Source organism: Cellulomonas fimi, from assembly GCF_012952065.1.
GTDB lineage: Bacteria > Actinomycetota > Actinomycetes > Actinomycetales > Cellulomonadaceae > Pengzhenrongella > Pengzhenrongella fimi_A.
Genome location: NZ_JABCJJ010000013.1, coordinates 33076 through 46506 on the forward strand (window position 1 = coordinate 33076; position 13431 = coordinate 46506).

General features: G+C 71.5%; 12 protein-coding genes. 7 read left to right on the forward strand and 5 right to left on the reverse strand.

What is annotated here, in order from left to right:
- Window positions 1-91: 91 nt before the first annotated feature.
- Together HIR71_RS09875 and HIR71_RS09880 are read right to left on the reverse strand one after the other, a co-directional pair.
- Window positions 92-1453 (reverse strand): MFS transporter, encoded by a 1362-nt coding sequence (locus HIR71_RS09875; protein ID WP_169324894.1) that lies wholly within the window; start codon window positions 1451-1453, stop codon window positions 92-94.
- Window positions 1450-1947 (reverse strand): MarR family winged helix-turn-helix transcriptional regulator, encoded by a 498-nt coding sequence (locus HIR71_RS09880; RefSeq protein ID WP_169324895.1) that lies wholly within the window; start codon window positions 1945-1947, stop codon window positions 1450-1452. The genes HIR71_RS09875 and HIR71_RS09880 overlap by 4 nt, the downstream gene beginning before the upstream one ends.
- 23 nt (window positions 1948-1970) lie before the next feature.
- Here HIR71_RS09880 and HIR71_RS09885 point away from each other — a divergent pair, with 23 nt between their 5' ends.
- Window positions 1971-2414 (forward strand): VanZ family protein, encoded by a 444-nt coding sequence (locus tag HIR71_RS09885; protein ID WP_169324896.1) that lies wholly within the window; start codon window positions 1971-1973, stop codon window positions 2412-2414.
- A 79-nt stretch (window positions 2415-2493) separates the two neighbouring features.
- On the opposite strand, the gene HIR71_RS09890 is transcribed toward HIR71_RS09885, so the two are convergent.
- Both HIR71_RS09890 and HIR71_RS09895 read right to left on the reverse strand, forming a co-directional pair.
- On the reverse strand, window positions 2494-3807 hold the full coding sequence (locus HIR71_RS09890) for a UDP-glucose dehydrogenase family protein (RefSeq protein WP_169324897.1): 1314 nt from the start codon (window positions 3805-3807) through the stop codon (window positions 2494-2496).
- Window positions 3808-3902: 95 nt separating this feature from the next.
- Complete coding sequence (locus HIR71_RS09895; RefSeq protein WP_169324898.1) at window positions 3903-5381, reverse strand: NCS2 family permease; 1479 nt, start codon at window positions 5379-5381, stop codon at window positions 3903-3905.
- Between the two features lie 231 nt (window positions 5382-5612).
- Here HIR71_RS09895 and HIR71_RS09900 point away from each other — a divergent pair, with 231 nt between their 5' ends.
- The 6 genes from HIR71_RS09900 to HIR71_RS09925 are packed head-to-tail and all read left to right on the forward strand — an operon-like array spanning window position 5613 to window position 12448.
- Window positions 5613-6854, forward strand: a complete 1242-nt coding sequence (locus tag HIR71_RS09900) for a glycosyltransferase family 4 protein (protein ID WP_169324899.1) — start codon at window positions 5613-5615, stop codon at window positions 6852-6854.
- On the forward strand, window positions 6851-8710 hold the full coding sequence (locus HIR71_RS17480) for a glycosyltransferase family 4 protein (protein WP_169324900.1): 1860 nt from the start codon (window positions 6851-6853) through the stop codon (window positions 8708-8710). The genes HIR71_RS09900 and HIR71_RS17480 overlap by 4 nt, the downstream gene beginning before the upstream one ends.
- A complete protein-coding gene (locus HIR71_RS09910) occupies window positions 8707-9588 on the forward strand; it encodes an ABC transporter permease (protein ID WP_169324901.1) in 882 nt (293 codons plus the stop codon). Before HIR71_RS17480 ends, HIR71_RS09910 begins: the two co-directional genes overlap by 4 nt.
- Window positions 9575-10492 (forward strand): ABC transporter ATP-binding protein, encoded by a 918-nt coding sequence (locus tag HIR71_RS09915; protein WP_169324902.1) that lies wholly within the window; start codon window positions 9575-9577, stop codon window positions 10490-10492. Before HIR71_RS09910 ends, HIR71_RS09915 begins: the two co-directional genes overlap by 14 nt.
- Before the next feature lie 25 nt (window positions 10493-10517).
- Complete coding sequence (gene wecB, locus HIR71_RS09920; RefSeq protein ID WP_169324903.1) at window positions 10518-11672, forward strand: non-hydrolyzing UDP-N-acetylglucosamine 2-epimerase; 1155 nt, start codon at window positions 10518-10520, stop codon at window positions 11670-11672.
- The gene (locus tag HIR71_RS09925) at window positions 11669-12448 is read left to right on the forward strand and encodes a DUF6270 domain-containing protein (protein WP_169324904.1); all 780 of its coding nucleotides are present in this window, start codon (window positions 11669-11671) and stop codon (window positions 12446-12448) included. Before wecB ends, HIR71_RS09925 begins: the two co-directional genes overlap by 4 nt.
- Here HIR71_RS09925 and HIR71_RS09930 read toward each other — a convergent pair.
- Complete coding sequence (locus tag HIR71_RS09930; RefSeq protein ID WP_169324905.1) at window positions 12445-13389, reverse strand: hypothetical protein; 945 nt, start codon at window positions 13387-13389, stop codon at window positions 12445-12447. The two genes, HIR71_RS09925 and HIR71_RS09930, sit on opposite strands and share 4 nt — an antisense overlap.
- Window positions 13390-13431: the final 42 nt, after the last annotated feature.

The following is a 13431-nucleotide window of genomic DNA, read 5'->3' on the forward strand; positions in this document are numbered from 1 at the left end:
GCGCCGGCACGTCCCGCGGTACGGCTCTCCCACCGTCGGGGAAGGCGGTGCGCCGTCCCGCGCAGGACGCCGCCCTATGCAGGACGCCGCCCTACGCGCGCGTGTTCGCGTCGCGCAGCTCCTCGGCGCGCAGCGCCCGCGCGGCCTCCTCGCGGGCGAGGCGCTCCGCCTCGAGCGGGTGCCCCGGCTCCCGGTCGAGGTACATGACCTGCAGGTGCGGTCGGCTCCGCAGGCTGTACCGGACCTGCAGGTGCCAGCGGCGGACCGCCCAGACGGCCGCGCCGGTCGAGACGAGCAGGGCTGTGATCGAGCCGATGCCGATGGACCAGCGCGCGCCGAACGTCTCGCCGATCCAGCCCACGAGGGGCGACCCGATCGGCGTCGCACCCAGGAACACCATCATGTAGAGCGCCATGACGCGGCCGCGCAGCGCGGGGTCGGTGCCCATCTGGATGGTCGCGTTCGCGGCGGTCATCATCGTGAGCGACGCGAGCCCCACCGGGATGCACGCGAGCGCGAACGACTCGTACGTCGGCATGAGCGCCAGGACGCCGGTCGTGATCCCGAACGCGAACGCCGAGCCGATCACCAGGCGCACCCGGGGGCGCTCGCGCCGGGCGGCCAGCAGCGCGCCGGTGAGCGAGCCGATCGCGAGGATCGAGCCGAGGATCCCGTACTCCTGCGCGCCCTTGCCGAACTCGGTGCGCGCCATGAGCGCGCTCGTGAGCTGGAAGTTGAGGCCGAAGGTCGAGACGACGCCCACCACGACCATGATCACGAGGATGTCGCTGCGCCCGCGCACGTACCGCAGGCCCGCGCGGATCTGGCCCTTCTCGTGCCGCGCGGCGTGCGGCATGGGCCGCAGCTCGCGCGTCCGCATCCGGGTCAGCGCGAAGATCGTCGCCACGAACGAGATGCCGTTGATGACGAACACCCAGCCGGTGCCGACCCACGCGATCATGAGCCCCGCGATCCCGGGCCCGATCAGGCGCGCGGCGTTGAACGAGGCGCTGTTGAGCCCGACGGCGTTCGACAGCTTGTCGGTCGGCACCATCTCGGCGACGAACGTCTGGCGCACCGGGTTGTCGATCGCCGTGACGATCCCGAGCAGCAGCGCGAACACGTAGACGTGCCACAGCTGCACGTACCCGGACAGGACGAGCCCGCCGAGCGCGAGCGCGAGCACCGCGAGGGACGACTGGGTCGCGATGATCAGCTTGCGCCGGTTGACCCGGTCGGCGAGGACGCCGGCGTGCGCGGAGAGCAGCAGGACGGGCAGGAACTGCAGGGCGGTGACGATGCCGACGGCGACGCCGGAGTCGTCGGACAGGACCGTCAGGACGAGCCAGTCCTGCGCGACCCGCTGCATCCAGGTGCCGACGTTGGCGACGAGCGCACCGGCGAACCAGAGGCGGTAGTTGAAGTACCGCAGGGAGCTGAAGGTCGGGCTCATGTGGTGGCGATCCTCCGCAGGATCTCGGTGGCCTCGGCGAGCGTGGTCCGCTCCTCCACGGTGAGCGTCGCGAGCTGCTTCGACAACCAGAGGTCGCGGCGGCGGCGCGTCTCGCGCACCTCGGCCTCGCCCTGCTCGGTGATGGTGACCAGGACCTGCCGGCGGTCGGTCGGGTGGTCGGAGCGGGCGACGAGCCCCGCCTGCTCGAGGTGGGCCACCGTGCGCGTCATCGAGGGTGGGCGGACGTGCTCCCGGTCCGCGAGGTCGCCCGGGGTGAGCGGGCCGTTCTTGGAGAGCGCCGCGAGCACGGAGTACTGGCCGTCGGTGATGTCCTCGCTGCTGCGCTCCATGCGCAGGCGCCGGACCATGCGGACCACCGCGACGCGCAGCTCGCCGGCCAGGGTGCCGGGGCGGCACTGCGCGGGCGTCAGCGAGGCGGGCTTCACCGCCTCGGGCTTCACCGACGACGACGGCGCGGGGGTGGGTGCAGGCATGGTCGTTAGTCTAGGTCATTAGTTTGGGTAACAAAATCCGTGCATCGGTCGACACGGGCGCGCGCGGCACGCTCGCCGCCGTCTACGCCTGGCTCCACGAGCGCGGCGTGCCGGAGTGGTTCGGCTACGGGCTGCTCGAGCGGGTCGCCAACGTGGCGCTGTTCGTCCCGATCGGCCTGCTCGTCGGCATGCTCGCGCGCCCGGTCGTCGGCCCGGTCGTCGGCCCGCTCGTCGGCCGCGCGCGCACGGGACGGTGGTGGTGGTGGTGGGCCGTCGTCGGGCCGGCGGCGTTCTCCGCTGCTGCCGAGCTCGGTCAGCTCGTGCTGCGGCCGGAACGGTTCGCGTCGTGGGGGGACGTCGTCGCGAACACGGTGGGTGCGGCGCTCGGCGTCGTCGTCGCGGGGCGCGTCATGGCCCCAGGTAGATCTGCGCGCAGAGCATCGCCGCGCCGTCGCGCACACAGCTGACGCCGAGCTCGGTGAGCGTCGGGTTCAGGAGGTTCTGCGCGTGCCCCGGCGAGCGCCGCGGCCCGGGGTGGCAGTCGCCTCACGGCCGCCCGAGTGCGCGGTAGGTCCACCCGGCCGCCCGCCATGCGGCGGGATCGAGCACGTTGCGGCCGTCCACGATCGTGCGGGTGCGCACGACCGTGCCCAGCTCCACCGGGTCCAGCTCGCGGTACTCGGCCCACTCGGTGGCGAGCAGCACGACGTCGACCTCCTTCGCGGCCTCCTCGGCGGTCGCGGCGTAGGTGAGGTCCGGCCACTTCTCCTGCGCGTTCGCGATCGCCTGCGGGTCGGTCACCACGACGCGCGCGCCCTGGAGCTGCATCTGCGCGGCGACCGAGAGCGCGGGCGAGTCGCGGATGTCGTCGCTGTTCGGCTTGAACGCGGCGCCCAGCACGGCGACGCTGCGCCCGACGATCGACCCCTGGCACACCTCGCGTGCCAGGTCGACCATCCGGACCCGGCGACGCATGTTGATCGAGTCGACCTCGCGCAGGAACGACAGTGCCTGGTCGGCGCCGAGCTCGCCGGCCCGCGCCATGAACGCCCGGATGTCCTTGGGCAGGCACCCGCCGCCGAACCCGAGCCCGGCGTTGAGGAACTTCCGGCCGATCCGCTCGTCGTGCCCGATGGCGTCGGCCAGGCTGGTCACGTCCGCGCCGGTCGCCTCGCAGAGCTCGGCCATGGCGTTGATGAAGGAGATCTTGGTCGCGAGGAACGCGTTGGCGGCGACCTTGACGAGCTGCGCCGTCGCGAAGTCGGTGACCACCAGCGGGATGCCCTCGTCGAGCGGGGTGGCGTAGACCTCGTCGAGGATCGCCTTGGCCTTCTCCCCGCGCTCCCCCTCCGGCACGCCGTAGACGATGCGGTCGGGGTGCAGCGTGTCCTGGACGGCGAAGCCCTCGCGCAGGAACTCGGGGTTCCAGACGAGCGTGGCGCCGGGGCCGGCGTCGGCCAGGCGCTGGGCCAGGTCCTCCGCCGTGCCGACGGGCACGGTCGACTTCCCGACGACGACGTCGCCGTCACCGAGGTGCGGCAGCAGGCCTTCGAACGCGGCCTCGACGTACTTCAGGTCCGCGCCGAACTCCCCCCGCTTCTGGGGCGTGCCGACGCAGATGAAGTGCACCTGTGCCCCGACGACCTCGCTGAGGTCGGTCGTGAAGCGCAGCCGACCGGTGGCCGCGGACTCGGCCAGCAGCTCGGGCAGGCCGGGCTCGTAGAAGGGTGCCCGGGCGTGCGCGAGCGCGTCGACCTTGGCGGCGTCGACGTCGACGCCGACGACGTCGTGCCCCAGCTTCGCCATCGCGGCGGCGTGGACGGCGCCCAGGTAGCCGCAGCCGATGACGGAGATGCGCATCTGTTCCTCCGGAGAACGCGAGAAGGGCGATTTGTCCCACCCTAGGTTCTCGGAGCGCGGGGGCCGCCGAGAAGTGGCCCCCGCGCCGGGTGAGATCAGACCCCGAGCAGCTCGCGGATCGGCCCGAGAGCGAAGTAGATGACGAACAGGATCGCCGAGACCCACATGAGCGGGTGGAGCTCGTGGGCCTTGCCACGCGCGATCTTGATGATCGCGTACGCGATGAACCCGGCGCCGATCCCGACGGTGATCGAGTACGTGAACGGCATCAGGATGATGGTGAGGAACGCCGGGATGGCGATGTCGTAGTTCGACCAGGTGATGCCGGCGACCTGCATCATCATGAGGAACCCGACGATGACGAGCGCCGGGGTGGCCGCCTCGAAGGGCACCATCGCGACGAGCGGGGACAGGAACGTCGCGAGCAGGAACGCGATGCCGGTCACGACCGAGGCCAGGCCCGTGCGCGCGCCCTCGCCGACGCCCGCCGCCGACTCGATGTAGCTGGTGTTCGAGGACACGCTCCCGGCACCACCGGCGGCCGCGGCGACCGAGTCGACGATGAGGATCTGGCGACTCTTGGGCGGGTTGCCCTTCTCGTCGAGCAGGCCGGCCTCCCCGCCGATGGCGACCATGGTGCCCATCGTGTCGAAGAAGTCCGCGAGCATGATCGAGAACACCAGCAGGATGACGGCGACGACGCCGATCTTCTCGATCGACCCGAAGAGCGAGAACTGCCCGAGCAGGGAGAAGTCCGGCGTCGCGATGATCTGGTCGGGCAGGGCGGGCACGTCGAGGCTCCAGCCGCCAGGGTTCTCCTCGCTGCGCTGACCGAGCTGCGCGATCGCCTCGATCACGACCGCGAGCAGCGTGGCCGCGATGATCGAGATGAGGATCGCGCCGCGGACGTGGCGGGTGATCAGGATGATCATCAGCACGAGGCCGAACACGAAGACGACGATCGGCCACCCGGCGAGCGACCCGTTGGTGCCGAGCTGAAGCGGGGTCCCGGCGCCGCGGGTCACGAACCCGGCGTCGACCAGGCCGATCAGTGCGATGAAGAGCCCGATGCCGACACTGATCGCGGTCTTGAGCTCGACGGGGACGGCGCGGAAGACCGCTTCTCGGAAGCCGGTGAGGACGAGCAGCAGGATGATCAGGCCCTCGAGCACCACGATGCCCATGGCGTCCGCCCAGGTGACGTCGGGCAGGGTGGCGATGGAGAAGGCGACGACCGCGTTGAGCCCGAGGCCGGCGGCGAGCGCGAGCGGGAAGTTCGCGACGACCCCCATGAGGATCGTCATCACTCCCGCGACGAGGGCGGTGGTCGCGGCGATCATGCCGAGGTTCGGTCCGTCGGCGCCGCCGCCGAGGAACTGGCCGGTGCCGTCCTGGACCGTCCCGATGATCAGCGGGTTCAGCACGATGATGTAGCTCATCGCGAAGAAGGTCACGAGGCCGCCACGGACCTCGGTCCCGATCGTCGAGCCGCGCTCGCTGATCCGGAAGAAGGTGTCGAGCCGGCCGGGCGGGGCGGTGGGCTTCGTGGGGGTCTTCGGGGTGCTGGTCGCCATGGGGGGCATCCTGGCAGAACCTGCAGGTCGGGCGGCAGTGCTCTCCGCGGGTGGAGACGGCGGGCGTGAGCGGCTCCGCGACGACCGGATACCCTGGTACAGGCGTCGTGGAAGCACACGCCGACAATTTCCGAGGACCGTGGGGAAATCGTTGTGCCTCAGCGCCTGCATCGCGTGCAGTCGCCGGTGACTCCCGAGATCGTGCCGAACTGCGCATTTCGGGCGGCCTGAATGCGGATCGCTCTCGTCACGCACCACTACGCGCCCGAGATCGGCGCGCCGCAGCGACGCTGGGGCGGGCTCATCCCGCGGTTCGTGGACGCCGGCCACGAGGTCATGGTCCTGACCCCCTCGCCCCACTATCCCAGCGGCAAGGCCGGCGAGCTCGATCCCGCGACCGCACCCGGGGCGATCACCGTCGGCGAGCACGGCGAGACGATCTACCGCCTGCGGTTCCGTGAGCACGGTCCCGGGCTCGTGTCCCGCACCATCGACCAGAGCGTGGTCGGGGTGTACACCGTGGCGCGCGGCGTCCGGCACCTCCGGCGCCCGGAGCAGCGCCCCGACGTCGTGATCGCGACCGTTCCGGGGATGCCCTCGATCGCGGCCGGCGCGGCGCTCGCGCGGTCGCTGCGGGTCCCGTTCGTGGTGGAGATGCGCGACGCCTGGCCCGACCTGATCGAGCCGACCTTCTCGCTGCGCAGCGAGTCGCGTCGCCGCCAGGGCTGGCGCGGGGTGGTGACCGCGCAGGCCCACCGCGGGATGACGCACCTGCAGCGGAACGCCGCAGCCGTCGTCACCACGACCGAGGCCTTCGCGGAGGTGCTCCGCGAGCGCTCGATGCCGCGGGTCGAGGTGGTGCGCAACGGCGCGTACCTCCACGAGATCCCCCGGCTCGGGCCGCGCGAGCCGACCGACGACCCGGCGCTGCGGGTGCTCTACCTCGGCACGGTCGGGCGGAGCCAGGGGCTGTCGACCGCCGTCCGCGCCACCTCGATCCTCGCGGACCAGGGCGTGCCGGTCCGGCTCCGCATCGTCGGGGCGGGCGCCGAGCACGGGCGCCTGGGCGACCTGGCGGCGCAGCTGGGGGCCCCGGTCGAGGTCCTCGGCGCGGTCCCGCGGTCGGAGGTCATCGACCACTACCGGTGGGCGGACACGCTGCTCGTCTCCCTGCGGGCGTGGGGGCCCTTCGAGTGGACCGTCCCGTCCAAGCTGTACGAGTCGCTCGCGACGAGCCGGCACATCTCCGGGGTGCTGGCCGGCGAGGCCGCCGCTCTCGTGCGCTCGACGCGGGCGGGCAACGTCACCCCGCCCGAGGACGCCGGGTCGCTCGCCGCCCTGTGGCGGCGCCTGGCGGAGAACCGCGAGCGACTCGAGGTGCCCGACGACGGCCGGCGCTGGGCGTTCCGGCACGCCGACTTCGACGTGCTCGCCTCGCGGTACCTCGCGCTGCTCGAGGACGTGGTCCGGTGAGCACGGCCACGACGGTGAGGCGAGCCGGCGAGCTTGCGCGCAACCTGGCGTTCGTCGGCTCGACGGTCGCGCACCACGTCGTCGAGGACCCGCTGCTGCTCGCCGTCCAGGCGAGCCGGCGCCTGCCGCGCCGGTGGGTGACCGCCGCCGCGCACGTCCTGACGCCGGGTGCCGGTGGCCCGCGGCACCACTCGGTGCGAGCCGCGTACGCGGCGTGGCTGACCGGGCACCCGGCGGACGCGGCGAGGATCGTCCGCGCGGTCGCAGCGACGCACCCCAGCGGGGTGCGCGCCCAGTTGCTCGCGGAGCTCGCGGCGCAGGTCGGCGTCGATGACGTGGGAGCGTCCGCGGGCGGTCCCGACGCCGGGTCCGGGGGCGCGGCACGGTCGTTGCGCGCTCGTGCCGCCTGGTCGGACGGCGACCTCACGCGTGCCCTCGCGGAGGCGCGGTCGGGTCGCGGCGGGTCGTTCCTGGAGGCGCGGCTCGCGTCCGAGCTCGCGCTGCTCCGCGGCTGGCGGGCCGACGACGGCGCCTCCTCGGGCACCGGGCAGGCCCCGTCGGCGTCTGCGGCATCAGCGGCAGCAGGGGCGACGGCGCCGACCGCGACGACGCCCGGGCGCGAGCAGCTGGCAGCCTTTCACGTCCTGACGAACTCGCTCCCGCACACCCAGAGCGGGTACACGCTGCGCAGCCACGCAGTGCTCCGCGCCCAGCAGTCCGCCGGGATCCGGGTCATGGCGTCGACGCGGCTCGGCTACCCCGTGGCGATCGGGGTCGTCGGCGCCCGGCACCGCGACGTCGTCGACGGCGTCACCTACCAGCGCTGCATCCCCACCCGCGCGGCCGCCGACGCCCGCGCGCGCGTCCGTCAGCAGGTCGAGCTGCTGCTGCCCGTCGTCGACGAGTTCCGGCCCGACGTCCTGCACACGACGACGAACTACGCGAACGCGCTGGTGACGCAGTCCCTCGCGAGGCACGTCGGGCTGCCCTGGGTGTACGAGGTGCGCGGGCTGCTCGAGGAGACCTGGGTCGCCGGGCGGCCGACCGAGGCGGCACGGCGGTCGGCGGCCGAGAGCGAGCGGTACCGGCTGCTCCGCGAGCGCGAGACCGAGCTCGCGCAGGCGGCGGACCACGTCGTGACGCTCAGCGAGACGCTCCGCCGCGAGCTGGTCGGGCGCGGGGTCGACGGGGCGCGCATCACCGTGGTGCCCAACGCCGTCGACGCCGCGTTGCTCGACCGGTCCGCGGCGTCCGCGGCCGCTCGAGGTGCGCTCGGCCTGCCGGTCGACGGATTCTGGGTCGGTACGGTGAGCAGCTTGGTCGAGTACGAGGGGCTGGACACGGTGATCGACGCGGTGGCGGCGCTGCGCGCGCGGGGGCTCGACGCACGGGGCCTCATCGTCGGCGACGGCGTCTCCCGGCCCGCGCTGGAGCGTCGGGCGCGCGAGGCGGGTGTCGCCGCGCACCTCACGTTCACCGGCCGGGTGCCCCGTGACCGCGCGGCCGACCACCACGAGGCGCTCGACGTGTTCGTCGTGCCGCGGCGCGACGTGCGGGTCGCTCGCCACGTGACCCCGCTGAAGCCGATCGAGGCGATGGCGTGCGGTCGGCCCGTCGTGGTCAGCGACCTGCCGGCGCTGCGCGAGCTGGTGCTGCCGCACGGGAGCGGCCGGGTCGTCCCGCCCGATGACGCCGAGGCGCTGGCCGACGAGCTGGCGCGGCTCGCGGGGTCGACCGAGGAGCGCGAGCGGCTTGCCGCGGCGGGGCGCGCGTTCGCGGCGTCCCGCACCTGGGGGGCGGCCGGCGAGACGTACCGCCGGCTGTACGGGGCGCTCGTCGGCAGGGTGGCGGCATGACGGTCCTGGCGTCGGAGCACGGACGCGGCGTGGTGCACGAGGTGATCCAGCCCGGCCGCCTGAAGAGCGTCACGCGCAGGCCTCCGCTGGGCGAGTACGTCGCCCAGCTCTCTGCCCGCCGCCACTTCGTCCTGGCGGACGCCCGGGGCCGGGTGATCAGCGGGACCCGCGGCACCTACCTCGGCACCCTGTGGCTCATCCTCCAGCCGCTGCTCGACGGCGCGGTGTACTACGTGATCTTCGGGCTGCTGCTCGGCGTCAGCCGGGGCATCGACAACTTCGTCGGCTACCTGCTCATCGGGGTCTTCCTCTTCCACTACACGTCCCGGTCGCTCAACCGCGGAGCCCAGTCCCTCATCGGTGGCCGCAACCTCATCAAGGCGTTCGCGTTCCCCCGCGCCGCGCTGCCACTGGCGACCGTGGCGCGCGAGGCCATCGCGCTGCTGCCCGTGATCGGTGTGCTGCTCGTGCTGGTCCTCGCCCTGCCCCCGACCGAAGCGGTCACCTGGCGCTGGCTGCTGCTGCCGCTCGTGCTGGTTCTCCAGTCGGGGTTCAACCTCGGGCTGGCGCTGATCGCCGCGCGCGCCACAGCCCGCATCCCGGACCTGCAGCACGTCATCGGTTTCGGGATCCGCTTCTGGCTCTACGGCTCAGCCGTGTTCTTCTCGTACGACCAGTTCGTGGACCACCCGACCCTGCTGCGTGTGCTCGAGCTCAACCCGATGTTCGTGGTGCTCGACATGGCGCGTGACCTCCTGCTCTACGCGACGCTTCCGGACATCGGCTCCTGGGCAGTGCTCCTCGGCTGGACGGTCATCGTGCTCGGCGGTGGGTTCGTCTTCTTCTGGCGCGGGGAGGAGAGCTATGGCGGAGCCTGAGCTCCAGCCCTTCTGGGAGCGCCATGACGATCCCGTCACGGTGGCGGTCTCTGACGTCCATGTGCGGTACCGGGTGGCGTCGACCGACCGGTCGCGCAAGGCCACCTCGCGTCCCGCGCGCATCGCGAACCGGCTCCTCGGCCGGGAACCGGTGGAGATCGTGCGCGCGCTCGCCGGGATCTCTCTCGTGGCGCGCGCGGGCGAGTCCGTGGGGCTGGTGGGCCTCAACGGCTCGGGCAAGAGCACCCTGCTGCGGATCATCGCGGGTCTCGAGACGCCGATGCGTGGCGAGGTACTCGCGTCCAGCACCCCCGTGCTCCTCGGGGTGAACGCCGCGCTGCTGCCCGAACTGTCCGGAGCGCAGAACGTGCACCTCGGGTGCCTCGCCATGGGGATGAGCCCCGCCGAGGCACGCGCGGCGCTCCCAGAGATCGTCGCGCTCGCCGACATCGGCCGGGCGATCCACCTGCCCATGAAGACGTACTCGTCCGGCATGGGGGCAAGGCTCAGGTTCGCCATCGCCGTCGCGGCCGACCCGCACATCCTGCTGATCGACGAGGCGCTCGCCACCGGCGACGCGGCCTTCCGTGAGCGCAGCGAGCAGAAGATGGACGAGCTGCGCTCGCACGCGGGCACGGTGTTCCTCGTCAGCCACGCCGCGAAGACGGTCGAGGAGGAGTGCACGCGCGCCCTCTGGCTGCACAAAGGCCGCCTCGTCCTGGACGGGCCCGCGTTCGAGGTCGCGCAGAAGTACCGCTGGTGGGCGTGGAACCTCGCGAAGGGTGAGACCGACAAGGCCGCAGGCCTGCTCGAGGACGCCTTCCGCTCGGGCCACGACACGCAGGTCCACTTCCCCGACCCGCTGCCCGTCAAGGGCCCCCCGCGGCACGCACGGCGCACCTGACTGCGCACCGACTCCTGGAGGACTCATGAAGCCGCTCGTCATGACCGTGTACGGAACCCGGCCCGAAGCGATCAAGGTCGCACCCGTCATCCGTGCGCTCGAGGACAGCTCGGTGCTGCGGAGCATCACGGTCGTGACCGGGCAGCACCGCGAGATGCTGGACGAGGTCAACGACATCTTCGGGATCGTGCCGGACCACGACCTCGACATCATGAAGCACGGTCAGACGCTCGCGCAGATCCTCGGGCGCGTGCTCGAGGGTCTCGACCCGATCCTCGAGGCGGTCCGGCCCGACGCGGTCATGGTCCAGGGCGACACGACGACGTCGACGGCGGCAGCGCTCGCGGCCTTCTACCGCCAGATCCCCGTGGTGCACCTCGAGGCCGGCCTGCGCTCGCACGACATCTCCTCGCCGTTCCCGGAAGAGGCCAACCGCAAGATCACGACGCAGATCTCGGCGCTGCACCTTGCGCCGACATCGGTCAGCAGGGCGAACTTGATGCGCGAGGGCGTGGCGGCGGAGACCATCGCGGTCACCGGCAACACGGTGATCGACGCGCTGCTGGGGACTGTCGACAAGCACCTGCCGTTCACCGACCCCGCACTCGAGGAGCTCGCGGGCTCGGGCCGCCCGGTGCTGCTCGTGACGACGCACCGCCGGGAGAACTGGGGCGAGGCGATGCACGGCGTCGGCCGCGCGATCGCCCGCATCGCACGCGCCGAGCCGGAGCTGACGGTCGTGCTCCCGATCCACCGGAACCCCGTCGTCCGGGAGGCTGTGCTGCCGCACCTCGCGGGTCTGGCCAACGTCCTCGTGACCGAGCCGCTCGCCTACGGGCAGTTCACGCGCATGCTCAGCGTCGCGACGGTCGTCCTCACGGACTCCGGCGGCGTGCAGGAGGAGGCGCCGAGCCTCGGCAAGCCGGTGCTCGTCATGCGCGAGAACACCGAGCGCCCGGAGGCGGTCGACGCCGGCACGGTGATGCTCATCGGGACGGACGAGCAGCGCATCGTCGACGAGGTGACACGCCTGCTCCACGACGCCGACCACTATGCGGCGATGGCGAACGCGGTGAACCCCTACGGGGACGGCCGGGCGAGCGAGCGGACGGTCGCGGCGATCGCGCACCACCTGGGGCTGGGTGAGCGCATCGACGACTTCGGGGTGATCGCGACATGAGCGTCCCCGACCGCACCCGGGTCTTCATCTACGGCAGCTGCGTGTCGCGTGACACCTTCGAGCTGATGGACCACGAGCGGTACACGCTGCTCGCCTATGTCGCGCGTCAATCGTTGATCAGCGCGTTCGGCCCGCGACCTGCAGACGTCGCCACACCGGAGGAGCTGTCGCCGTTTCAGCGTCGGATGATCCAGGGAGACCTGGAAGGTGATCTCACGCGGAAGTTGGCCGCCGCCGCGAGAAGCGTCGACCTTCTCCTGTGGGACCTCACCGACGAGCGACTCGGTGTCTATCAACTACGCGATGGTGCGTACGCGACGCGGACGTCTGACAATGTGGGCACGTCATTCGAGGCGGGGTTGCAGGAGCAATCCACACTCATACGGTTCGGGAGCGATCAACACCGGGGCCTGTGGGTCGACGCTGCAACCAAGTTCGTCGACACGCTCGGGCAGCTGGAGCTGCTGGATCGCACCCTCGTTCTCGCTCCCGCGTGGGCGGAGCGATCACTCGACGGCACACCTGTCCCGGGTAGTTTCGGGCTGCTCCCACCTGATGCGAACAGCCTCTACGAGCCGTACTACCGCGCGATCGGCGAGCTTGGCGTCACCGCCGTTCGACTCCCCGTCGACCGGGTGATCGCGTCCGCAGGGCACAGGTGGGGGGCTGCGCCGTTCCACTATGACGATGCCACCTACCGCGCGCTCATCGAACGCATCGATGAGCAGGTCCAGAACGCCCGTCAGGTGGAGCCGCGGGACGAACCGAGGAGCTAACGGTTGGCCTGCTCCAAGTCGCCGGGGATCCCGGGGACGAGGGCCCGACCTTCCCGCACATCCACCGGGAACGCCGGCGAGGGTCCACGGACGAACCCGAGCGAATCCAACGCAGTGGCCCAACGCCCCTCAGATGCGATGCATTCGCGCAGCACCGCGCGAAGGACCCACCGAGGCGGGGGAACGTGGCCTTGCCCCCAGTCGTCCAGAAGAAGATGAATCCGGTCTCGATCCGAGACGGCCCTCAAAAAATGGGTCAGGTGCCGGTAGAGATGATGCGAGTCCTTCGTGTTCTGCATGTAGGCCACGGTGTTGGAGAGCTCACCGTCGTACACGGGGCGCAAGTCGCCCGCGACGTTGTCCCGCACCAGTCGCCGTGCCTCGTCCAGGTCGCGCGCGCCGAACGCCGCGCGGGCGTAGGCGAGGAGAGCTTCGTCGTTGTAGTCCTTGAGCACGACTTGTGGGTTGACCGGTATCGCAAGGGAGCCGGGGAACCGGCGTGAGTAGTACATCGCGGCGAAACCACCGCCGGACGCCCCGAAGAAGATGATGTTCCGACAGCCCTGGGCCGCGAATATCTGGTCCAGCACACGAGGGAGGTCGCGCTGAAGGGGTTGAGAGTCGGCGCCGGCGAACCACCCGAGCTTCAGATCGGGCGACCGAGAGAGCACCGGATCCGACACCGATACGACATTGACGCTGAGATCGCCCGCGAGTGCGAGACCTGAGAACACCGGGTAAGTCGTGACACGGGGTGGTAGAGCGGTATGGAAGATGACCAGCGTTGTGTCTGCCCCGCGAGGCCGATGCAAGATGTCGAGCGGTGATCCGCCATAGTCGATGCTGAGGATGCCCGGTGCGATCGTCTCAGCCGTCACAGCATCAACGCCGTCATAGACGTGAACCGCATCCGGGAAGCGGGTGAGGTCACGGGATGTCATTCACCGGATCTTAGCTCGCGTCACGGCGACCGGTTGCGCCGC